Genomic DNA, 23566 nt, shown 5'->3' on the forward strand with positions numbered 1-23566 from the left:
GCTGGCATTTTTATCTCAAAAATTACTCTCGTGCCAGAGCATCTACTGGATCCAGTCGTGCCGCATTTCGTGCGGGTAACCAGCCAAATAAAATCCCGGTGACCGTCGAGCAGAGAAACGCCAGCAGCAGTGCCAACGGTGAAAAACCAATCTCCCAGCCGGGTAAGAAAAGCTGCAAGGTGAAAGCAATTAACAGTGACAGTGTTATTCCCAACGCGCCACCAACCAGGCAAACCAGTACGGCTTCGATCAAAAACTGTTGCAAAACATCGCTTGCTCGCGCACCTACAGCCATGCGAATGCCAATTTCCCGTGTCCGCTCGGTCACTGACACCAGCATAATATTCATTACACCAATACCGCCCACCACCAGCGAAATCACCGCAACCAGCGTCAGAAACAGTTGTAAAGTACGTGTGGTCTTTTCAACGGTTTTCAAGACGCCATCCATGTTCCAGGTAAAGAAATCCTTCTTACCGTGGCGCAGTGAAAGTAAACGCGTGAGTTGCTGTTCCGCCTCAGCGCTGTCAAAGCCTTCTTTCACCCTGACAGTAATGGAGTTCAGCCACGACTGGCCCATAACTCGCCCGGACATCGTGCTGTAAGGTAGCCAGACACGCAGCACTTTACTGCTACCAAACATCGACTGTTTTTCTTCCGCCACACCAATGACTCTGGCGGGCATATTGCCGACCAGAATCACCTCGCCAACCACATCTGCTTTATGGGGGAAAAGCTGGCGGCGAGTATTACTGTCGAGAACCACGACCTGCGCACGACCGTTCAGCTGCTCCTGATTAAAGGTGTTCCCTTCACTGAAGGTCATGCCATAGACATTAAAATAATCGCCGCTCACGCCATTGGCACTGGCAGCCACATCAACATTGTTATAACGCAGGCGCAGGTTTTGCGAGACGGCGGGCGTGGCAGAGGCAACCCACGGTTGTTTTTGGATGGCGATTAAGTCGTCGTACTTCAGCGCCTGCTGATATTGCGGATCGTCATCGCCAAAATCTTTCCCGGGATAGACATCAATAGTATTCGTACCAATAGAACGAATATCCGCCAGCACCATTTGTTTAGCGGCGTCGCCCACCACGACAATGGAAACCACCGACGCAATACCGATAATAATCCCCAGCATGGTCAGTAAAGTACGCATTTTATTCGCTGCCAGCGCCCGCCATGCCATCGTCAGCGCCTCGTTAAAACCGCTGACAAACTGCCGCCAGCCAGACGCCGTGTTGACAACAGGTTCCGTTCCGCCAGTAGCATTCACTTTTTCAACGGCGGGAGGATTGCGCACAATTTCGCCGTCGCGAATTTCGATCACCCGCTCGGCCTGAGCAGCAACCTGCGGATCGTGGGTGACGATAATCACCGTATGCCCGCGATCGCGCAGCTGATGCAGGATCGCCATCACCTCTTCGCCAGAATGGCTGTCCAGTGCGCCGGTCGGTTCATCGGCAAGAATTACCTGACCGCCGTTCATCAATGCCCGCGCGATACTGACGCGCTGTTGCTGGCCACCCGAAAGCTGTGCCGGGTAATACTCTGTACGGTCTTCCAGCCCCAGTCGTTGCAGTAACTCCTGGGCGCGAAGCAGCCGCTGTTTCCGCTCAAGACCGGCATAGACGGCGGGTACTTCAACGTTCTGCTCGGCGGTTAAATGCGAAAGCAAATGGTAACGCTGGAAAATAAAGCCGAAATGCTCGCGGCGCAGTTGCGCCAGCGCATCGGCGTCCAGCGTGGCAACATCCTGACCGGCGACGCGATAGGTGCCGCTGGTGGCCTTATCCAGGCAGCCGAGAATATTCATCAGGGTCGATTTACCGGAACCCGAAGCGCCGACAATCGCCACCATCTCACCGGCATAAATATCGAGGCTGATGCCCTTCAGCACCTCAACCTGCTCATCACCGGCAGGATAGCTGCGACGAATATCCTTTAATTCGAGCAAGGGCGTCATTGCGCAGCTCCTGGTTTGGCCTCACCAATCACCACTTCATCGCCCGCTTCCAGCCCTTTGACAATCTCAACATCGGTATCGTTACGTGCGCCAATCGTCACTTCACGCTCGCGTGTTTCACCATTACGCAACAATTTGACTTTATAACGATTATCGCCAACCGGATCGCCTAACGCCGACAGAGGGATCGTCAGCACATTTTTCACATCGGTGAGCTGAATATGCACTTGCGCGGTCATATCCAGCCGCAGTAAACCATTGGGGTTGGGTACTTCAAAACGGGCGTAATAGAAAATAGCGTCGTTAATCTTTTCCGGCGTCGGTAGCACATCCTTGATTTGCCCCTCGTAGCGCGTCAGTGGATCGCCAAGCACCGTAAACCAGGCTTTTTGCCCCGGCTTCAGGTGGATTACATCCGCTTCAGAAACCTGCGCTTTTACCAGCATGGTGCTCATATCTGCCAGCGTCAGAATGTTCGGTGCTTGTTGTGCGGCAATCACCGTCTGGCCTTGCAGAGTGGTGATTTGCGTGACTTCCCCGGCCATCGGGGCAACGATGCGGGTGTAATCGAGATTGGTTTTAGCCGTATCGAGAGAGGCCTGATTGCGCTTGATTTGCGCGTCAATGGTGCCAATTTGCGCCTGTTTCACAGCCATCTCCGTCGCGGCGTTATCGAGATCCTGCTGTGAAACCGCTTGCGTTTGTGCAAGACGTTGCTGACGGGAATACGTCACCCGCGCCAGTTTCAGCTCCGCTTCCGCCTGCTGCCGCTGCGCGCGTAGCTCCATCAGCGTTGCTTCCACCTCCTTGATCTGGTTTTCAGCCTGTTCAGGATCAATAACCCCTAAAAGCTGGTCTTTTTTTACTTTATCGCCAATCGCCACCGACAGCGTTTTCAACTGACCGCTGACCTGCGCGCCCACGTCAACCTTACGCAGCGCGTCCAGCTTTCCGGTCGCCAGCACGCTTTGCTGTAAATCACCGGGGCGCACAATCAGCGTCTGATAAGTCGGCACGGGTGCGTTAAGAATTCTCCATAACGTAATCAGCCCGGCGATGACTAACACCATCGCAATAACGTAACGCTTCTTCACGGTTTTCCGCTTTTTCATAAATATTCTGAATACTCCATATGCCAATCCGGGTCATTAACTTCAACGAAATATCAACAAAACCCTAAAATTTACGTTAATAATCACACTATTGATGTTTGGTTAAGATACGCAATGGTTAAATCGACGTCATGTATAACCATTGATTTCATGAATATGTCGCAGCTAACTGAACGGACCTTTACGCCATCTGAATCTCTCAGCAGCCTGTCACTTTTTCTTAGTCTGGCACGAGGACAGTGTCGGCCGGGTAAATTCTGGCATCGCCGTAGTTTTCGCCAGAAATTTTTGCTGCGCTCGTTGATTATGCCGCGTTTAAGCGTTGAGTGGATGAACGAACTTTCCCACTGGCCTAATCTCAATGTGTTGTTAACGCGCCAGCCGCGACTGCCTGTACGTCTACATCGCCCTTACCTTGCGGCGAATCTTAGCCGTAAGCAATTGCTGGAGGCGTTACGTTACCATTATGCGTTACTCCGCGGGTGTATGTCGGCGGAAGAGTTCAGCTTATATTTGAATACCCCCGGGCTGCAACTGGCGAAGCTGGAAGGCAAAAACGGCGAGCAGTTCACGCTTGAGCTGACCATGATGATCTCAATGGATAAAGAAGGTGACAGCACCATCCTGTTCCGCAACAGCGAAGGTATTCCTCTGGCAGAGCTCACTTTTACCCTGTGTGAATATCAGGGGAAAAGGACGATGTTTATTGGCGGACTGCAAGGCGCAAAATGGGAAATTCCACACCAGGAAATCCAGAATGCGACGAAAGCCTGCCACGGGCTATTTCCCAAACGCCTCGTGATGGAAGCGGCCTGTCTGTTTGCCCAACGTTTGCAGGTAGAGCAGATTATTGCCGTCAGCAATGAAACGCATATTTACCGCAGCCTGCGTTATCGCGATAAAGAAGGCAAGATCCATGCCGATTACAACGCTTTCTGGGAATCGGTTGGCGGCGTATGTGATGCTGAACGCCATTACCGCCTTCCAGCACAGATAGCACGAAAAGAGATTGCCGAAATCGCCAGTAAAAAACGGGCTGAATACCGTCGGCGCTATGAGATGCTCGACGCTATTCAGCCACAAATGGCCACGATGTTTTGTAGTTAGTCGGCCCGACCGCGCGCCAGCCACAGCACGCGTGAGAACATTTTTTTCAGCAGCGTCGGTACGGAGTCCACACCACGACGTCCGGCCTCCATTGCCACTTCAATGGCAAGATCGGGTTTGGAAGAGCGATGGATCGCTTTCGAGATAACTTTGCGCAGATTCATCGGTATATTTTCCGGGATTTGCGCCACGCGGTGGAACACATCGGAAAATCCCTGGCGATACATAAAATGTTCCATATCCAGCGCCGGTAACGCCGTTAAATGTTCTCGTTCGGCTTCCCGATCGTTATTCAACAGGCTGCGTACCGTAGCGGCATATTTCTTCCCTGCTTCATCGCCATCGACCAGTACATGCCATTCAATCCCCATTCGCCGGGCAAATTTAACCAGCGGCTTTAGCCCGGACTGGGCAAACTCAATGACCTTGATCCCTTCGGCATCGAAATGGTGTCCACACTGGCGCGCCAGTTCGTTGATAACCCAGGTTTCCGTTTCCCCTTCCACCAACAGCCAGCAGCGAGCAAACAGCGATGACGGACGGTTAAAACGAATGTGAAAGGATATGCGTCGGCTATCTTCGGTACTCAAGCCACTCGGTCCCAGACGCCAGGCGGCAACGCGAGAGGACTCACGTACCAGTCGGCAAACATGCTCTACCGGCGTTAACGAAAGCAACTCTCCCGAGTTGGTAGTAGCGATGCGCTGCAATGGCAGAAGATTCAACAGATGCCAGGCAACTGAAAGCATAATGGGGTGTAAACGGGTTTCTGGATCTTCGATCAGCAACAATGGACGGGCGTCTTTATCCAGTCGCAATGTGCCTTTTGCCTGCAACAAAGTAGCAAACAGGCCGAGCAAAATAACCCGATACGAGCGCCCTCCAGGTCGGTCAATCATCCGGTTGATGATATCCAGATAGCGCCAGCTTCGTTGCTCATTGCTGGCTCGCCGCCGCATTAAACGATATCGCGCCTGTCCGGCCCCCTGCTCAGAGAAATAATGCTCAAGCAGCTGTACCATTGCGGAAAGTCCCTGACGAATCTGCCCATCAGAGAGATTTTGCGGATGTGAGGATAATTCACGGGCGAGGAAATCGAGCTGGCGCGCGGTGACTTCCACATTGGGGACATTTGGCACCGTGCCGTTACGAATACGGCGCATAAAACGGGCATCACGCAAGCGCAGCACCGGCATTAAACGCACCAGATGACGAGCCTGATCGTTAATATCCTCAACATCAATCGGATGTCCGTCTTTATCGAGAAAACTGCGGAGTGTCATCACGCTGCCGTCTTCCGCACTCTCCCCTTCCAGACGATAAAAAATACGGTGATAACCATCGGTGCATGGCGTCCAGCACGCTTCCAGCGGCCGATAGCGGCGAACCCGATGTCGGCCTGGCAGCGATTCGCGGAAGGTCAAAATAATATGCAGATGATGTTCTCGCCCGTTGATATCTCCCGGCGGGAACCAGAAATCATCGCGCTCAAAATGGTAGAGATCTGATTCTGGCGATAGCAGCAGGGTTAAGGCGTCCAGCAAGCTGGATTTACCCCACGCGTTCTCCCCAATCAGGACGTTGTTTTGTTCCAGCATCAACGACAAACGGTTGATACCGCGAAAACCCACAATTTCAACGCGCTCAAGAATCATATCCCCTCCAGAAATATGTGACTTATCCTTTACGCTGGCAGTATAACGGGAAAGGCCATGCTAATACGTGATGACATCACATTTAAGCATGGCAAATGTCTGAAAAATGAGCGAATAATCGCGTTATACTCCCTCTTGCTGATAAGCCTGCAAAAACAACAAAATCAAATAATTAGCATGATAAATTATTTTTTATTACGCCTAAAGGATTAAATCTTTCGCTTGCACTACACTGTCAATCAGACAAATGACTATATGGGGCAACCCGCTGTTGCCTTAAATCAAATTTACTGGATTTATTTATCTGGTGAATGACTTGCCTTCGTTTTTAAAATAGCCGCGCATCATTTCCGTCGTCACTTTTTTACGACGACCCTATAAAACGACCATATTTTTCACAGGGTCAATTTTTAATTGAGGTGGATATGTTCAGAAAATTAGCAGCTGAATGTTTTGGTACTTTCTGGCTTGTTTTTGGCGGCTGTGGTAGTGCCGTACTGGCCGCAGGCTTCCCGGAATTAGGCATTGGTTTTGCCGGCGTGGCGTTGGCGTTCGGTCTGACCGTTCTGACAATGGCCTTTGCTGTTGGTCATATTTCTGGTGGTCATTTTAACCCGGCGGTCACTATTGGTTTATGGGCTGGCGGACGTTTCCCGGCAAAAGAAGTCGTTGGCTACGTAATTGCCCAGGTTGTCGGCGGTATTGTTGCGGCGGCGCTGCTGTATTTAATTGCCAGTGGTAAAACGGGTTTTGACGCGGCAGCCAGCGGTTTTGCTTCTAACGGTTATGGCGAGCATTCACCAGGCGGTTATTCCATGCTTTCCGCGCTGGTAGTTGAACTGGTATTGAGTGCAGGTTTCCTGCTGGTGATCCACGGCGCAACTGACAAATTCGCTCCTGCTGGTTTTGCGCCAATTGCCATTGGTCTGGCCTTAACCCTGATTCACTTAATCAGTATTCCGGTGACTAACACTTCCGTTAACCCGGCGCGCAGTACTGCGGTTGCTATCTTCCAGGGCGGCTGGGCATTAGAACAACTGTGGTTCTTCTGGGTGGTGCCAATTGTCGGCGGTATTATCGGTGGTCTGATTTACCGGACTCTACTGGAAAAGCGTAATTAATTAACGCAGAAGGCCTGGCGCAATGTCAGGCCTTTTTTTAAGATGTTGTTATATGTTGATTCATCATCTTGTTGCGCTCCTTTCATGAGCTAAGCCACATATTGCCACTGGCGCAAGGAGCGTGCAGGGGGCGGCCAATCGCCGCCGCCCCCTGCACCCCCGGGCTCTGGCGAACAAAATCGCCGCTGCGCGGTGCCCTCGGCTTATCCCTTACGGCTACCGGGTCGGGCGCGAGGTAACATCCCTGTAAAACGCGCCCTCAGCCCACATCCATGTGGGCTGCCCCGGCCTTCAGGGAACGCCTCGGCGATTTTGACGCCACCAACACTGGTGCGGTTTGTAATTAAAGCGCAAGAACATCTTTAAATGAAAACGAATACTCTACTGCTCCTTATGCATAACATTTCCTTTTAATTGCAACTTTACTCGTCCTTCCGCTTTCAGTAGTGTGTCATCGCGCATTTCGACTTCATCTTTGCAAGGACTGGGTTTTCATGTTTTCTGGGCTGTTAATCATTCTGGTTCCCCTGATTGTGGGTTACCTCATTCCGCTTCGCCAAAAAGCTGCATTAAGAGTTATTAATCAGCTATTAAGCTGGATGGTTTACCTTATTCTCTTTTTTATGGGTATCAGTCTGGCGTTTCTCGATAACCTCGCCAGTAACCTGTTGGCGATTCTGCATTATTCTGCCGTCAGTATTACCGTTATTTTACTGTGTAATATTGCCGCCCTGATGTGGCTGGAGCGCGGCCTGCCATGGCGCAATCACCATCAGCAAGAAAAACTCCCGTCGCGTATTGCGATGGCGCTGGAGTCGCTAAAACTGTGCGGCGTAGTAGTGATTGGTTTTGCCATTGGTCTGAGTGGACTGGCTTTCTTACAACACGCGACCGAAGCCAGTGAATACACCTTAATTCTGCTACTTTTCCTCGTCGGTATTCAGTTGCGCAATAATGGCATGACCTTAAAGCAGATTGTCCTTAATCGCCGGGGAATGATTGTCGCCGTGGTGGTGGTTGCCAGTTCATTAATTGGTGGTTTAATTAACGCCTTTATTCTTGATCTTCCCATCAATACCGCGCTGGCAATGGCCTCCGGTTTCGGCTGGTATTCTCTTTCCGGTATTTTATTGACCGAATCTTTTGGTCCGGTAATCGGGAGCGCGGCGTTTTTTAATGATCTGGCCCGTGAGCTGATTGCTATTATGTTAATCCCTGGGCTGATTCGCCGTAGCCGCTCTACTGCACTGGGCTTATGCGGTGCGACGTCGATGGATTTCACCCTGCCCGTTCTTCAACGTACAGGCGGGCTGGATATGGTCCCGGCGGCGATTGTTCACGGTTTTATTCTTAGTCTGTTAGTGCCGATTCTCATCGCCTTTTTCTCTGCATAATACCTCTCTGGCGGTAGATCTCTGCCGCCAAAATTGCGCTAAATCAATCTCCCTTAAAGTTGCATTAAAAATCTCTTTTATCCCCGCGTTAAGCGTCTTAATCTTAAACATGTATATTAAATATAACTTTAAAAGGTGTGATCATGTTTTGTGTGCAATGTGAACAAACTATCCGTACTCCGGCAGGAAACGGCTGCTCATACGCGCAGGGGATGTGTGGTAAAACGGCGGAAACCTCTGACCTTCAGGATTTACTCATCGCGGCGCTGCAAGGGCTTTCGGCCTGGGCAGTGAAAGCACGTGAATACGGCATCATCAACCACGATGTAGACAGCTTTGCGCCACGTGCCTTTTTCTCAACCCTGACCAACGTTAACTTCGATTCTCCGCGTATTGTCGGCTACGCTCGTGAAGCGATTGCCCTGCGCGAGGCGCTGAAAGCACAATGCCTGGCTGTAGATGCCAACGCCCGCGTCGATAACCCGATGGCTGACCTGCAACTGGTGAGCGACGATCTCGGCGAGCTGCAACGTCAGGCAGCAGAATTTACCCCTAACAAAGATAAAGCGGCGATTGGCGAAAACATTCTCGGCCTGCGTCTGCTGTGCCTGTATGGCCTGAAAGGTGCGGCGGCCTATATGGAACACGCGCATGTTCTCGGTCAATACGACAACGATATTTATGCCCAGTACCATAAAATCATGGCGTGGCTGGGGACCTGGCCTGCCGATATGAACGCGCTTCTTGAGTGTTCAATGGAAATCGGCCAGATGAACTTCAAAGTGATGAGCATTCTGGACGCAGGCGAAACCGGTAAATACGGTCACCCGACGCCAACTCAGGTCAACGTCAAAGCGACGGCGGGTAAATGCATTCTGATTTCCGGTCACGATCTCAAAGATCTCTACAACCTGCTGGAACAGACCGAAGGCACGGGCGTTAATGTCTACACCCACGGCGAAATGCTGCCTGCGCATGGTTACCCGGAGCTGCGTAAATTCAAGCATCTGGTCGGTAACTACGGCAGCGGCTGGCAGAATCAGCAAGTGGAGTTCGCTCGTTTCCCAGGCCCCATCGTGATGACCTCGAACTGCATCATCGACCCAACCGTAGGCGCTTATGACGATCGTATCTGGACCCGCAGCATCGTTGGCTGGCCGGGTGTGCGTCATCTGGATGGCGAAGATTTCTCTGCAGTCATTGCCCAGGCGCAACAGATGGCGGGCTTCCCGTACAGCGAAATTCCGCACCTGATCACCGTGGGCTTTGGTCGCCAGACACTGCTTGGCGCAGCCGATACGCTGATTGATCTGGTGAGCCGTGAAAAACTGCGTCATATCTTCCTGCTTGGCGGCTGTGACGGCGCACGCGGCGAGCGTCACTATTTCACCGATTTCGCCACCAGCGTGCCGGATGACTGCCTGATCCTGACCCTCGCTTGCGGTAAATATCGCTTTAATAAACTTGAGTTTGGCGATATCGAAGGTCTGCCGCGTCTGGTAGATGCTGGTCAATGTAACGATGCTTACTCAGCAATTATTCTGGCGGTAACGCTGGCAGAGAAACTGGGCTGCGGAGTCAACGATCTGCCGCTGTCGCTGGTGCTCTCCTGGTTTGAACAGAAAGCGATTGTCATTCTGCTGACGCTGCTTTCTCTGGGTGTGAAAAATATCGTCACCGGCCCGACTGCACCTGGTTTCCTGACACCAGACCTGCTGGCGGTGCTGAACGAGAAATTCGGCCTGCGTTCTATCACCACTGTTGAAGAAGACATGAAGCAACTGTTGAGCGCGTAAGGAGTTTGTCGATGACGATGCCAACGAATCAATGCCCGTGGCGGATGCAGGTTCATCACATTACGCAAGAAACGCCGGATGTGTGGACGATTTCCCTGATTTGCCACGATTACTACCCATATCGCGCCGGGCAATATGCGCTGGTCAGCGTGCGAAACTCAGCGGAAACGCTGCGTGCTTACACCATTTCCTCCACGCCAGGCGTGAGTGAATACATCACCCTGACCGTGCGGCGGATTGATGACGGTGTCGGCTCCCGGTGGCTGACGCGCGATGTAAAACGCGGTGATTATCTCTGGCTTTCGGACGCGATGGGGGAATTTACCTGCGACGATAAAGCAGAAGATAAATTCCTGTTGCTGGCGGCAGGCTGCGGCGTCACGCCGATTATGTCGATGCGTCGCTGGCTGGCGAAGAACCGTCCACAGGCCGATGTGCAGGTGATCTACAACGTGCGTACACCGCAGGATGTGATTTTCGCCGATGAGTGGCGTAACTATCCGGTAACGCTGGTGGCGGAAAATAACGTTACCGAAGGCTTTATCGCTGGTCGTCTCACTCGCGAACTGCTGGCAGGTGTCCCTGATTTAGCCTCACGTACCGTGATGACCTGTGGCCCTGCTCCGTATATGGATTGGGTAGAGCAGGAAGTGAAAGCGCTCGGCGTGACGCGTTTCTTTAAAGAAAAATTCTTCACCCCAGTAGCGGAAGCGGCGACCAGCGGTCTGAAATTCACCAAACTGCAACCGGCACGAGAATTTTACGCTCCGGTTGGCACCACGCTACTGGAGGCGCTGGAAAGCAATAACGTTCCGGTTGTCGCCGCCTGCCGTGCGGGTGTTTGCGGCTGCTGTAAGACGAAAGTGATTTCCGGTGAATATACGGTGAGCAGCACAATGACGCTGACCGACGCCGAAATCGCTGAAGGTTACGTACTGGCCTGCTCCTGCCATCCGCAGGGGGATTTGGTTCTCGCATAATCGCCTGATGCCCGATGATATTCCTTTCATCGGGCTATTTAACCGTTAGTGCCTCCTTTTTCTCCCATCCCTTCCCCCTCCGTCAGATGAACTAAACTTGTTACCGTTATCACATTCAGGAGATGGAGAACCATGAAACAAACGGTTGCAGCTTATATCGCCAAAACACTCGAATCGGCAGGCGTGAAACGCATCTGGGGAGTCACGGGCGACTCTCTGAACGGTCTTAGTGACAGTCTTAATCGCATGGGCACCATCGAGTGGATGTCCACCCGGCATGAAGAAGTGGCGGCGTTTGCCGCTGGCGCTGAAGCACAACTTAGCGGAGAACTGGCGGTCTGTGCCGGATCGTGCGGTCCCGGCAACCTGCACTTAATCAACGGCCTGTTCGATTGCCACCGCAATCACGTTCCGGTACTGGCGATTGCCGCTCATATTCCCTCCAGCGAAATTGGCAGCGGCTATTTCCAGGAAACCCACCCACAAGAGCTATTCCGCGAATGTAGTCACTATTGCGAGCTTGTTTCCAGCCCAGAGCAGATCCCACAAGTGCTGGCAATTGCTATGCGCAAAGCGGTGCTTAACCGTGGCGTTTCCGTTGTTGTGTTACCGGGCGACGTGGCGTTAAAACCTGCGCCAGAAGGGGCAACTACCCACTGGTATCATGCGCCACAGCCGGTAGTAACACCGGAAGAAGAAGAGTTACGCAAACTGGCGCAACTGCTGCGTTATTCCAGCAATATCGCCCTGATGTGTGGCAGCGGCTGTGCGGGGGCGCATAAAGAGTTAGTTGAGTTTGCCGGGAAAATTAAAGCGCCTATAGTTCATGCCCTGCGCGGTAAAGAACATGTCGAATACGATAATCCATATGATGTTGGAATGACGGGATTAATCGGCTTTTCGTCAGGTTTCCATACCATGATGAACGCCGATACGTTAGTGCTGCTCGGTACTCAGTTTCCCTACCGCGCGTTCTACCCGACCGATGCCAAAATTATTCAGATTGATATCAACCCAGCCAGCATCGGCGCGCATAGCAAGGTAGATATGGCGCTGGTCGGCGATATCAAATCAACCCTGCGGGCATTGCTGCCACTGGTGGAAGAAAAAACCGATCGCAAGTTTCTGGATAAAGCGCTGGAAGATTACCGCGACGCCCGCAAAGGGCTGGATGATTTAGCTAAACCGAGCGAGAAAGCCATTCACCCGCAATATCTGGCGCAGCAAATTAGTCATTTTGCCGCCGATGACGCCATCTTTACCTGTGACGTTGGTACGCCAACGGTGTGGGCGGCACGTTATCTAAAAATGAACGGCAAGCGTCGCCTGTTAGGTTCGTTTAACCATGGTTCGATGGCTAACGCCATGCCGCAGGCGCTGGGCGCGCAGGCAACCGAGCCAGAACGCCAGGTGGTCGCCATGTGCGGCGATGGCGGTTTTAGCATGTTGATGGGCGATTTCCTCTCGGTAGTGCAGATGAAGCTGCCAGTGAAAATTATCGTCTTTAATAACAGCGTGCTGGGCTTTGTGGCGATGGAGATGAAAGCTGGTGGCTATTTGACTGACGGCACCGAATTACACGACACCAACTTTGCCCGAATTGCCGAAGCCTGCGGCATTACGGGTATTCGTGTAGAAAAAGCGTCTGAAATCGATGAAGCTCTGCAACGCGCCTTCTCCATCGACGGTCCGGTGTTGGTGGATGTGGTTGTCGCCAAAGAAGAATTAGCCATTCCACCGCAGATCAAACTCGAACAGGCCAAAGGTTTCAGCCTGTATATGCTGCGCGCAATCATCAGCGGGCGCGGTGATGAAGTGATCGAACTGGCGAAAACGAACTGGCTAAGGTAAAAAGGGTGGCATTTCCCGTCATAATAAGGACATGCCATGATTGATTTACGCAGTGATACCGTTACCCGACCGAGCCGCGCCATGCTCGAAGCAATGATGGCCGCCCCGGTTGGGGACGACGTTTACGGAGACGACCCTACCGTTAATGCTCTGCAGGACTATGCGGCAGAGCTTTCCGGTAAAGAAGCCGCCATTTTTCTGCCGACCGGCACCCAGGCTAACCTGGTCGCTCTGCTCAGTCACTGCGAACGCGGCGAAGAGTATATTGTCGGTCAGGCCGCGCATAACTATCTGTTTGAAGCCGGTGGCGCAGCAGTGCTGGGCAGTATTCAGCCGCAACCCATCGACGCAGCTGCCGACGGCACGCTACCGCTGGATAAAGTGGCGATGAAAATCAAACCCGACGATATCCATTTCGCCCGCACCAAATTACTCAGTCTGGAAAACACCCACAACGGCAAAGTGCTGCCGCGTGAATACTTAAAAGAGGCATGGGAATTTACCCGCAAGCGCAATCTGGCGCTGCATGTTGACGGTGCGCGCATCTTTAATGCCGTGGTGGCTTACGGCTGCGAACTGAAAGAGATCACACAATATTGTGACTCGTTCACCATTTGCCTGTCGAAAGGTCTTGGGACGCCAGTCGGTTCATTACTCGTCGGTAATCGTGATTACATTAAACGTGCCATTCGCTGGCGGAAAATGACAGGTGGCGGGATGCGCCAGTCCGGCATTCTGGCTGCCGCCGGGCTGTATGCGCTGAAAAATAACGTCGCACGTTTGCAGGAAGACCACGACAACGCCGCCTGGATGGCGAAGCAACTGCGTGAAGCAGGCGCGGATGTGATGCGTCAGGACACCAATATGCTGTTTGTTCGCGTCGGGGAAGAAAATGCTGCCGCGTTAGGCGAATACATGAAAGCGAGAAACGTACTGATTAACGCCTCGCCGATTGTCCGCCTGGTGACGCATCTTGACGTCTCGCGCGCTCAGCTGGCGGAAGTCGCCGCCCACTGGCGCGCATTCCTGGCGCGTTAAGGAGGGAGACGTGCCGCAACGCATTTTAGTTCTCGGTGCCAGTGGCTACATTGGTCAGCATCTGGTGCGAACACTCAGCCAGCAGGGGCATCAGATCCTGGCGGCGGCACGTCATGTCGACAGGCTTGCAAAGCTGCAACTGGCAAATGTCAGTTGCCATAAAGTCGATCTCAGCTGGCCGGATAACCTTCCGGCCCTGTTGCAGGATATCGATACGGTCTATTTTCTGGTGCACAGCATGGGAGAAGGCGGTGATTTTATCGCTCAGGAGCGCCAGGTGGCTCTCAACGTCCGCGATGCGCTGCGCGAAGTACCGGTAAAGCAATTAATCTTTCTCAGTTCGTTGCAGGCCCCGCCACATGAGCAGTCGGACCATCTGCGCGCCCGTCAGGCTACGGCGGATATTCTTCGTGAAGCGGGTGTCCCGGTGACCGAATTGCGTGCCGGAATAATCGTTGGTGCAGGTTCAGCGGCGTTCGAAGTCATGCGCGATATGGTCTACAACCTGCCAGTGTTAACGCCGCCACGCTGGGTTCGTTCACGCACCACGCCCATCGCGCTGGAAAACTTGCTGCACTATCTGGTGGCGCTGTTAGACCATCCAGCCAGCGAACATCGCATCTTCGAAGCCGCTGGGCCAGAAGTGCTCAGTTATCAGCAACAGTTTGAACATTTTATGGCGGTGAGCGGTAAGCGCCGCTGGTTGCTCCCCATCCCCCTCCCCACCCGCTGGATTTCGGTGTGGTTTCTTAATGTGATTACTTCAGTACCGCCCACCACCGCCAGGGCGTTGATTCAGGGGCTGAAACACGATCTGCTGGCGGATGACACCGCGCTACGTGCGCTCATCCCACAACGGCTGATCGCTTTCGATGACGCGGTACGTCGCACCCTGAAAGAAGAAGAAAAGCTGGTCAACTCCAGCGACTGGGGCTACGACGCTCAGGCCTTTTCCCGCTGGCGACCGGAGTACGGTTATTTCGCCAAACAGGCGGGGTTTACCGTTAAAACGTCCGCCAGCCTTACAGCTTTATGGCGGGTAGTGAACCAAATCGGCGGTAAAGAGCGTTATTTCTTTGGCAATATTTTGTGGCAGACACGGGCGTTGATGGACCTTGCGATCGGTCATAAGCTGGCGAAAGGCCGCCCGGAGCGCGAATATTTACAGACCGGCGATGCGGTGGATAGCTGGAAAGTCATTGTCGTTGAACCGGAAAAACAACTTACGTTGTTATTTGGCATGAAAGCGCCGGGGCTGGGACGACTGTGTTTTACCCTGGAAGATAAAGGCGACTATCGTACTATTGATGTCCGTGCTTTCTGGCATCCGCACGGTATGCCGGGGCTGTTTTACTGGTTATTGATGATCCCCGCGCATCTGTTTATTTTTCGCGGAATGGCAAAACGAATCGCCAGACTGGCAGAACAAAGCACAGATTAATCGACAAAACCTGCGTTATTCTTTCATGTTTCCCATTGCATCAAGGGGGAAATCACGGAAGAATGCGCACGTCATTTTCTCAACAACAGTGGATTGATATGAAGGTACTGGTTACCGGCGCCACCAGCGGCTTAGGTCGAAACGCGGTAGAGTTTTTATGCCAGAAAGGCATCAGCGTGCGAGCGACCGGTCGCAACGAGGCAATGGGTAAATTGCTGGAAAAAATGGGCGCAGAGTTTGTTCCGGCGGATCTGACCGAGCTGGTCTCATCACAAGCTAAAGTGATGCTCGCGGGCATTGATACGCTGTGGCACTGCTCCAGCTTTACCTCGCCCTGGGGGACACAACAGGCTTTCGATCTGGCTAACGTTCGCGCCACTCGCCGCCTGGGTGAATGGGCTGTCGCCTGGGGTGTGCGTAACTTTATTCATATCTCTTCTCCCTCCCTGTACTTCGATTATCACCACCATCGCGATATTAAAGAAGATTTTCGCCCTCACCGCTTCGCCAACGAGTTTGCCCGCAGCAAAGCAGCCAGTGAAGAAGTGATCAATATGCTTTCGCAGGCGAATCCACAAACGCGCTTTACTATTCTGCGCCCACAAAGTCTGTTCGGACCGCACGATAAAGTCTTTATCCCCCGTCTGGCGCATATGATGCATCACTACGGCAGTATTCTGTTACCGCATGGCGGCAGTGCGCTGGTCGATATGACCTACTATGAAAATGCCGTGCACGCCATGTGGCTGGCAAGCCAGGAAGCGTGCGATAAGCTACCTTCCGGGCGTGTGTACAACATCACCAACGGCGAACATCGCACACTGCGCAGCATCGTGCAGAAGCTGATCGACGAGTTGAATATTGACTGTCGTATTCGTTCCGTCCCCTACCCAATGCTGGATATGATCGCCCGCAGCATGGAGCGTTTAGGTCGCAAGTCAGCTAAAGAGCCGCCGCTAACCCACTACGGCGTCTCCAAGTTGAATTTTGACTTTACGCTGGATATTACGCGCGCGCAGGAAGAGCTAGGTTATCAGCCAGTCCTTACCCTGGATGAAGGTATCGAGAAAACTGCCGCCTGGCTGCGCGACCACGGAAAACTGCCGCGCTAATCCTGCCCGTATTTCTCCAGCAACGCTTCGGCAATCGCCTGAGTTTCTGCATCCGCTTCGCCGTTATATAACGTCGGGCGGAAATGCATCTGGAACGCCATAATCACGCGCCGCTGCTCGCGCGGAGTCATATCAGGCTTTACGTCATAACCATAACGCGCCAAAAGCTCCAGCAATGACGCGGTCTCTACCGGTGTGTGTGGCGCGCGCCCGGCAAGGTAAAAGTTCACCCGCTGCGCATCCGGCCATGCACCAATCCCCTGCTGTGCCAGTTGCTGCCAGGGGAATAATGGCCCCGGATCGTCTTTGCGCTGCGGCGCAATATCCGCATGTGCTACTACGTTTTCCGGCTTGATGTGATAACGGGCAATAATATCTTTCGCCAGCGGAATAAGCGCCTGAATCTGTGCCGGTTCAAACGGGGCAAAATATTTCACTCCCGCCGATTTTTGCCAGCCACGGTTTTCCAGCTCAATGCCAATAGAGGTGTCGTTAAGGCGCGTTGCCCCGCGCCAGGCGCTAATCCCCGCATGCCAGGCCAGTTCTTGTTCCGGCACCAGTTGCCAGATGCGCGGTTTACCGTTGTATCGCGGTGGCACCGCAGGGACCAGATAATGCGAGCTGACCTGCTTATCGGTCAGTGTCGCCAGCGAGCTATCAAAATCATCTGCGGTGTAGTGGATCACCAGCACTTTAATGCGCGGATACGCCGCCTGCGCCTGGCGTCGGGTATCAAGCTGATATCCCTCTTTCTCGACAATGCCTTTTTCGCCTGTACACCCTGCCAGTAACAGAGCGGCAGCGACCAGCCAGAAGACTCTTCTCATCGACGCGTTTTCACCGCCGTACCGCTGACGCTAACCATCAGCATACTGCCGTTTTGCCCGACCGTTTCGTAGTCGATATCAATACCGACGACGGCATCAGCCCCCAGCGCTCGCGCCTGGGAGCCGAGCTCCTCAAAGGCAATCTCCCGCGCTTTACGCAGTTCTTTTTCGTAGGCACCGGAGCGTCCGCCAACGATATCGCGGATACCGGCAAAGAAATCACGGAAAATATTCGCGCCTAAAATCGCTTCGCCAGTCACCACACCGCAATATTCAACGATGGTCTGGCCTTCCAGAGTTGGGGTTGTAGAAAATTGCATGATCGATCTCCTTGTTTGCTAAGCCTTCGATCTTCAAAGCATTATCGGACTGATACGCTATTATTGAAAGGATATCATTATTATCGTAGAACGCTTTCAAGGTGTTCGCTTATAAGGAAATCATCATGCGCTATAGCAAATTGACCATGCTTATCCCTTGCGCACTGCTACTCAGTGCCTGTACCACCGTCACGCCAGCTTATAAAGATAACGGCCCCCGCACCGGTTCCTGTGTCCAGGGGGGGCCTGATAGTGTGGCTCAACAGTTCTATGACTACCGCATTCAACATCGCAGCAATGACATTACCGCTCTGCGCCCCTATTTGAGTGACAAACTGGCAACCCTACTTAGCGATGCCAGCCGCGATAATAGTCATCGTGAATTGTTAAGCAGCGATCCGTTCTCCAGTCGAACCACCTTGCCAGACAGCGCCCACGTTGCCAGTGCATCTACTATCCCTAATCGTGATGCCCGTAACATTCCATTGCGCGTGGATCTCAAGCAGGGTGACCAGGGCTGGCAGGATGAAGTGTTAATGATTCAGGAAGGCCAGTGTTGGGTCATCGACGATGTGCGCTACTTAGGCGGTAGCGTTCATGCCACAGCGGGTACGCTCCGTCAGTCCATCGAGAATCGCTAACGTCTTGATCAACCAATAAACCCCTTAAATTGTCCGGCATTTCGTGAGGAATGCCGACATTTATGCTCGCCGACCACCGCCCCCGTTATTTTGTGCTATGTTTATTGAATAATGCGCTTTGCTTTTAACTTTTAAAGCAGAAATATTGCATAATTATTCTGCCAAAGGTACTATCTTCGACCTCAATAGCTATCAGACTGCCAGTATACGAGTGTCAATGAGTATTCAATTAAACGGCATTAATTGCTTCTACGGCGCGCATCAGGCGCTGTTCGATATCACGCTGGATTGCCCACAGGGCGAAACGCTGGTGTTACTTGGCCCCAGCGGCGCGGGTAAAAGCTCGCTGCTGCGTGTACTCAATCTGCTTGAGATGCCGCGCTCCGGTACGCTCAACATTGCAGGCAACCATTTCGATTTCACCAAAACCCCCTCTGACAAAGCGATTCGCGATTTGCGTCGTAACGTTGGCATGGTGTTTCAGCAATACAACCTGTGGCCGCATCTGACCGTGCAGCAAAACCTGATTGAAGCGCCCTGTCGTGTACTGGGGTTGAGTAAAGATCAGGCGCTGGCCCGTGCAGAAAAACTGCTGGAACGTCTGCGTCTCAAACCTTATAGCGATCGTTACCCGCTGCATCTTTCTGGAGGTCAGCAGCAGCGTGTTGCTATTGCCCGTGCGTTGATGATGGAACCGCAGGTACTGCTGTTCGATGAACCGACCGCCGCACTGGACCCCGAAATTACGGCACAAATCGTCAGCATCATTCGTGAGCTGGCAGAAACGAATATTACCCAGGTGATCGTCACCCACGAAGTTGAAGTGGCGCGTAAAACCGCCAGCCGAGTGGTGTATATGGAAAACGGTCATATCGTAGAACAAGGCGACGCGAGCTGCTTTACCGAGCCGCAAACCGAAGCATTTAAAAACTATCTCTCTCACTAAGATTCGGGATAACAACAATGAAAAAAGTTCTGATTGCCGCGTTAATTGCAGGTTTTAGTCTTTCCGCCACAGCAGCCGAAACCATTCGTTTTGCCACCGAAGCCTCCTATCCTCCGTTTGAATCGATTGATGCAAACAACCAGATCGTTGGTTTTGATGTCGACCTGGCGCAGGCATTGTGTAAAGAGATTGATGCAACCTGCACTTTCTCTAACCAGGCGTTTGACAGCCTGATCCCAAGCCTGAAATTCCGTCGCGTAGAAGCAGTGATGGCGGGCATGGATATCACTCCGGAGCGTGAAAAGCAGGTGCTGTTTACCACCCCGTACTATGACAACTCTGCCCTGTTTGTGGGTCAGCAAGGCAAATACACCAGTGTTGATCAGCTGAAAGGCAAAAAAGTCGGCGTTCAGAACGGGACGACACACCAGAAGTTCATTATGGATAAGCATCCGGAAATCACTACCGTGCCATATGACAGTTACCAGAACGCAAAACTGGATCTGCAAAACGGTCGTATCGACAGCGTATTTGGTGACACCGCAGTGGTAACCGAATGGCTGAAAGATAACCCGAAACTGGCGGCAGTGGGCGATAAAGTGACCGATAAAGATTACTTCGGTACTGGCCTCGGCATCGCAGTACGCCAGGGCAACACTGAACTGCAGCAGAAACTCAACACTGCGCTGGAAAAAGTGAAGAAAGATGGCACTTACGAAACCATCTACAACAAATGGTTCCAGAAGTAATTCCTGATGAATGAATTTTTTCCTTTAGCAAGCGCCGCCGGGATGACCGTCGGCCTTGCCGTTTGTGCATTGATTGTCGGGCTGGCGCTGGCGATGTTCTTTGCGGTATGGGAGTCTGCGAAATGGCGTCCTGTCGCGTGGGCAGGTTCAGCGCTGGTAACCATTCTGCGTGGCCTGCCAGAAATTCTGGTGGTGCTGTTTATCTATTTTGGCTCCTCGCAGCTGCTGCTGACGCTTTCGGATGGCTTCACTATCAATCTTGGGTTCGTGCAGATCCCGGTGCAGATGGACATTGAGAACTTCGACGTTAGCCCGTTCCTTTGTGGTGTCATCGCACTGTCACTGCTGTATGCCGCCTATGCCTCGCAAACGCTGCGTGGTGCATTAAAAGCGGTGCCGGTGGGTCAGTGGGAATCCGGTCAGGCGCTGGGGCTGTCGAAATCGGCTATCTTTTTCCGTCTGGTGATGCCGCAGATGTGGCGTCATGCGCTGCCAGGTCTCGGTAACCAGTGGCTGGTGCTGCTGAAAGATACCGCGCTGGTCAGTTTGATTAGTGTGAATGATTTAATGCTACAAACCAAAAGCATCGCTACCCGTACACAGGAACCGTTTACCTGGTACATTGTGGCGGCGGTGATTTACCTGGTGATCACCCTGCTCAGTCAGTACATTCTCAAACGCATTGACCTGCGCGCGACACGTTTTGAGCGGAGGCCCAGCTAATGTTTGAGTATTTACCCGAACTGATGAAAGGGCTGCACACCAGCCTGACGCTAACCGTTGCCTCGCTGATTGTGGCACTGATTCTGGCATTGATTTTTACCATCATCCTGACGCTGAAAACGCCGGTGCTGGTGTGGCTGGTGCGGGGCTATATCACGCTGTTTACCGGTACGCCGCTGCTGGTGCAGATCTTCCTGATTTATTACGGACCGGGCCAGTTCCCAACGTTGCAGGAGTATCCGGCACTGTGGCATTTGTTGTCAGAACCGTGGTTATGTGCGCTGATTGCGTTGTCGCTGAACAGTGCGGCGTACACCACGCAGCTGTTTTACGGTGCGATTCGCGCGATCCCGGAAGGTCAATGGCAGTCCTGTAGCGCCCTGGGAATGAGCAAAAAAGATACGCTGGCGATCCTGCTGCCGTACGCGTTTAAACGCTCGCTCTCTTCTTATTCCAACGAAGTGGTGCTGGTGTTCAAAAGTACCTCTCTGGCTTACACCATTACGCTGATGGAAGTGATGGGATACAGCCAGTTGTTGTACGGACGCACCTACGATGTAATGGTATTTGGCGCGGCGGGGATTATTTACCTGGTCGTCAACGGCCTGCTGACGCTGATGATGCGTCTGATCGAGCGTAAAGCACTGGCATTCGAACGGCGGAATTAATGTAGCTGCATGCTGATGCCGGATGCGGCGTGGACGCCTTATCCGGCCTACATAGTGCATAAATTCTTATTATGAAGACGGACAACCCACTAAGCTGTCCGTCTTTTTTTATTTCATATAAATTATTTACTCATATTTATTGCATATAAATTCACTTGATGGCATTGTTATCCCATGCCGCAGACACGGCCAAAAATCATAAGATTGACAGACGGGAGTTCCATCATGAAAAAGTTAGTTCTTGCCGCTTTACTTGCTTCTTTTACTTTCGGTGCTTCTGCCGCAGAGAAAATCAATTTTGGCGTTTCAGCCACCTATCCACCCTTTGAATCTATAGGTGCTAATAATGAGATTGTCGGCTTTGATATCGACCTGGCAAAAGCCTTGTGCAAACAAATGCAGGCAGAATGTACTTTTACTAATCACGCGTTCGACAGCCTGATCCCGTCACTGAAATTCAGAAAATATGACGCCGTAATCTCCGGAATGGATATCACGCCGGAGCGTAGCAAACAGGTATCGTTTACCACGCCCTACTACGAAAACTCAGCCGTCGTGATTGCCAAAAAAGATACCTACAAAACGTTTGCCGATCTGAAAGGCAAACGTATTGGGATGGAAAACGGCACCACGCACCAGAAATATATTCAGGATCAGCACCCGGAAGTAAAAACTGTCTCCTATGACAGTTATCAGAATGCCTTTATCGATCTGAAAAATGGCCGTATTGATGGCGTATTTGGTGACACCGCAGTGGTAAACGAATGGCTGAAAACCAATCCGCAACTGGGCGTTGCTACTGAAAAAGTGACCGATCCGCAATACTTCGGCACCGGCCTGGGTATCGCTGTACGTCCGGATAACAAAGCTCTGCTGGAAAAACTGAATAACGCGCTGGCAGCAATTAAAGCTGACGGTACATATCAGAAAATCAATGACCAGTGGTTCCCACAGTAAGATTCAGAAAGCCGCACCTGCGGCTTTTTTATTGCTTCACCAGCAGCGTCAGCACTTCATAGTGCGCGGTGTGCGGGAACATATCAAAAAGCTGTACCCGTTCGATGCGATAACCAGGCAGTTCGCGGATATCTTTCGCCATAGTTTGGGCGTTACAGCTGGAGTAGATAATAAAACGCGGTGCCATCGTTGAGAGATAATCACACAGCGGTTTACCGATGCCGCGGCGCGGCGGGTTAACCAGCACCAGCTCCGGCACTTCCCCCTGAGCGGTGGCAAACTGCGTAGAGTCCAGCGCCTGAAATTGCAAACGCGTTAAGCCCAGTTCAGCGGCTGACTGCTTCGCACAGGCAATGGCCTCTGGTGCAATTTCGATCCCGGTTAACTGCATGTCAGGCGTCGCGCAGTGTAAACCAAAGCCACCCACACCGCAGAACAGATCCCACATATGTTTAACCGGCAGCTGTCGTACCCAGTCGCGCGCGGTGGCGTACAGCTGGCTGGCGACCGCCGGATTAGTCTGGAAGAAACTTTGCGGACGGATCCACAGCGGTACGTCATTAAAACGCTCTGCCAGTGCCTGTTGTTCGGTCAGGTAGATCTCCGTCTCCCCTTCCATAATCGCCATATGTACCGGCTGAATATTGACGGTAATAACTTTCAGCTGCGGTAATTGTTCCTGTAACCACGGCAGCGCCTTACGCAGTTGCGCCAGTTTGGTATCAGAACGCAGTACAAAACGCAGCATCATGCCGCCATCGCTCTGGCTTTCAGTCAGCAGAATGTATTTCAGTTCACCACGTTTACGCGCCACGTTGTAGGGCGTTAACCCCGCACGGGCGATAAACGGTTTTAGCGCCGCAAAAACGGGCGCAAATGAGGCTGGATAAAGCGGGCAGTCACAAAGGTCTTCCGGTGTACCATCTCGATGCAGCATACCGAGCAGTGGTTTTTCAACGCTACCACTCACCACCATTTTGGCTTTATTACGAAACCCTTGTTCCGGGCCTGACACCGGCGCACACCATTCCTCAACCGGAAAATCAGCGAGCAGATTTTTAAGATCGGCGGTTTTAGCGGAGAGTTGCTCTGGAATCGGCTGCGTTATCCACTGACAGGAACGACAGCGACCCGCGTCGTAAAGTGCGCACTGCATACA

Annotated in this window: 21 protein-coding genes; 15 read left to right on the plus strand and 6 right to left on the minus strand. The window is 52.4% G+C overall.

What is annotated here, in order from left to right; all coding sequences use genetic code 11:
* Positions 1-22: 22 nt before the first annotated feature.
* Together macB and macA are read right to left on the minus strand one after the other, a co-directional pair.
* Positions 23-1969: a macrolide ABC transporter ATP-binding protein/permease MacB gene (gene macB, locus ACJHYO_RS17170; protein WP_000188147.1), complete on the minus strand. Its 1947-nt coding sequence runs from the start codon at positions 1967-1969 to the stop codon at positions 23-25.
* Positions 1966-3081 carry a macrolide transporter subunit MacA gene (gene macA, locus ACJHYO_RS17175; protein WP_085446419.1) on the minus strand — a complete coding sequence of 372 codons (1116 nt, stop codon included), beginning with the start codon at positions 3079-3081 and terminating at the stop codon, positions 1966-1968. Before macA ends, macB begins: the two co-directional genes overlap by 4 nt.
* Before the next feature lie 150 nt (positions 3082-3231).
* On the opposite strand from macA, the gene ACJHYO_RS17180 reads away from it, so the two are divergent.
* Positions 3232-4188 (plus strand): VirK/YbjX family protein, encoded by a 957-nt coding sequence (locus ACJHYO_RS17180; RefSeq protein WP_001351020.1) that lies wholly within the window; start codon positions 3232-3234, stop codon positions 4186-4188.
* Here ACJHYO_RS17180 and ACJHYO_RS17185 read toward each other — a convergent pair.
* A complete protein-coding gene (locus tag ACJHYO_RS17185; RefSeq protein WP_000599804.1) occupies positions 4185-5843 on the minus strand; it encodes an ATP-dependent endonuclease in 1659 nt (552 codons plus the stop codon). The genes ACJHYO_RS17180 and ACJHYO_RS17185 overlap by 4 nt on opposite strands.
* Before the next feature lie 425 nt (positions 5844-6268).
* Between ACJHYO_RS17185 and aqpZ the strand changes: the two genes are divergently transcribed.
* The 8 genes from aqpZ (at position 6269) to ACJHYO_RS17225 (ending at position 16576) form a co-directional block, all read left to right on the plus strand.
* Entirely contained in the window at positions 6269-6964 is a 696-nt protein-coding gene (gene aqpZ / locus ACJHYO_RS17190; protein WP_000488716.1) for an aquaporin Z, read from the plus strand.
* Positions 6965-7458: 494 nt separating this feature from the next.
* Positions 7459-8358 (plus strand): L-lysine exporter LysO, encoded by a 900-nt coding sequence (gene lysO, locus ACJHYO_RS17195; RefSeq protein ID WP_000491136.1) that lies wholly within the window; start codon positions 7459-7461, stop codon positions 8356-8358.
* Between the two features lie 143 nt (positions 8359-8501).
* Complete coding sequence (gene hcp / locus ACJHYO_RS17200) at positions 8502-10154, plus strand: hydroxylamine reductase (RefSeq protein ID WP_000458817.1); 1653 nt, start codon at positions 8502-8504, stop codon at positions 10152-10154.
* Between the two features lie 11 nt (positions 10155-10165).
* Positions 10166-11134 (plus strand): NADH oxidoreductase, encoded by a 969-nt coding sequence (hcr, locus tag ACJHYO_RS17205; protein ID WP_000178690.1) that lies wholly within the window; start codon positions 10166-10168, stop codon positions 11132-11134.
* A 132-nt stretch (positions 11135-11266) separates the two neighbouring features.
* Complete coding sequence (poxB, locus tag ACJHYO_RS17210) at positions 11267-12985, plus strand: ubiquinone-dependent pyruvate dehydrogenase (RefSeq protein ID WP_000815367.1); 1719 nt, start codon at positions 11267-11269, stop codon at positions 12983-12985.
* Between the two features lie 36 nt (positions 12986-13021).
* Positions 13022-14023, plus strand: a complete 1002-nt coding sequence (ltaE, locus tag ACJHYO_RS17215) for a low-specificity L-threonine aldolase (protein WP_000566389.1) — start codon at positions 13022-13024, stop codon at positions 14021-14023.
* Between the two features lie 10 nt (positions 14024-14033).
* Positions 14034-15464: a DUF2867 domain-containing protein gene (locus ACJHYO_RS17220; protein ID WP_410232522.1), complete on the plus strand. Its 1431-nt coding sequence runs from the start codon at positions 14034-14036 to the stop codon at positions 15462-15464.
* 98 nt (positions 15465-15562) lie between these two features.
* The gene (locus ACJHYO_RS17225) at positions 15563-16576 is read left to right on the plus strand and encodes an NAD-dependent epimerase/dehydratase family protein (protein ID WP_001305933.1); all 1014 of its coding nucleotides are present in this window, start codon (positions 15563-15565) and stop codon (positions 16574-16576) included.
* On the opposite strand, the gene amiD is transcribed toward ACJHYO_RS17225, so the two are convergent.
* Positions 16573-17403 (minus strand): N-acetylmuramoyl-L-alanine amidase AmiD, encoded by an 831-nt coding sequence (gene amiD / locus ACJHYO_RS17230; protein ID WP_001255186.1) that lies wholly within the window; start codon positions 17401-17403, stop codon positions 16573-16575. The genes ACJHYO_RS17225 and amiD overlap by 4 nt on opposite strands.
* Positions 17400-17723, minus strand: a complete 324-nt coding sequence (locus ACJHYO_RS17235) for a heavy metal-binding domain-containing protein (protein WP_001160737.1) — start codon at positions 17721-17723, stop codon at positions 17400-17402. The genes amiD and ACJHYO_RS17235 overlap by 4 nt, the downstream gene beginning before the upstream one ends.
* A gap of 125 nt (positions 17724-17848) precedes the next feature.
* Between ACJHYO_RS17235 and ACJHYO_RS17240 the strand changes: the two genes are divergently transcribed.
* The 6 genes from ACJHYO_RS17240 (at position 17849) to artJ (ending at position 22407) form a co-directional block, all read left to right on the plus strand.
* A complete protein-coding gene (locus ACJHYO_RS17240) occupies positions 17849-18364 on the plus strand; it encodes a lipoprotein (RefSeq protein ID WP_001295906.1) in 516 nt (171 codons plus the stop codon).
* Positions 18365-18581: 217 nt separating this feature from the next.
* Positions 18582-19310 carry an arginine ABC transporter ATP-binding protein ArtP gene (gene artP / locus ACJHYO_RS17245; protein WP_000027205.1) on the plus strand — a complete coding sequence of 243 codons (729 nt, stop codon included), beginning with the start codon at positions 18582-18584 and terminating at the stop codon, positions 19308-19310.
* A gap of 17 nt (positions 19311-19327) precedes the next feature.
* Entirely contained in the window at positions 19328-20059 is a 732-nt protein-coding gene (artI, locus tag ACJHYO_RS17250) for an arginine ABC transporter substrate-binding protein ArtI (protein WP_000756575.1), read from the plus strand.
* A 6-nt stretch (positions 20060-20065) separates the two neighbouring features.
* Positions 20066-20782, plus strand: coding sequence for an arginine ABC transporter permease ArtQ (gene artQ / locus ACJHYO_RS17255; protein WP_001001692.1), 717 nt, complete (start codon positions 20066-20068; stop codon positions 20780-20782).
* Positions 20782-21450 (plus strand): arginine ABC transporter permease ArtM, encoded by a 669-nt coding sequence (gene artM / locus ACJHYO_RS17260; protein ID WP_000464491.1) that lies wholly within the window; start codon positions 20782-20784, stop codon positions 21448-21450. The genes artQ and artM overlap by 1 nt, the downstream gene beginning before the upstream one ends.
* Positions 21451-21675: 225 nt before the next feature.
* Positions 21676-22407 carry an arginine ABC transporter substrate-binding protein ArtJ gene (gene artJ / locus ACJHYO_RS17265; RefSeq protein WP_001295905.1) on the plus strand — a complete coding sequence of 244 codons (732 nt, stop codon included), beginning with the start codon at positions 21676-21678 and terminating at the stop codon, positions 22405-22407.
* A 28-nt stretch (positions 22408-22435) separates the two neighbouring features.
* Here the strand turns inward: artJ and rlmC are convergent, their stop codons facing one another.
* On the minus strand, positions 22436-23563 hold the full coding sequence (rlmC, locus tag ACJHYO_RS17270) for a 23S rRNA (uracil(747)-C(5))-methyltransferase RlmC (protein ID WP_001149713.1): 1128 nt from the start codon (positions 23561-23563) through the stop codon (positions 22436-22438).
* Positions 23564-23566 lie beyond the last annotated feature (3 nt).

The organism is Escherichia sp. WS1118, assembly GCF_046487695.1.
In the GTDB taxonomy this organism is placed as follows: domain Bacteria; phylum Pseudomonadota; class Gammaproteobacteria; order Enterobacterales; family Enterobacteriaceae; genus Escherichia; species Escherichia coli.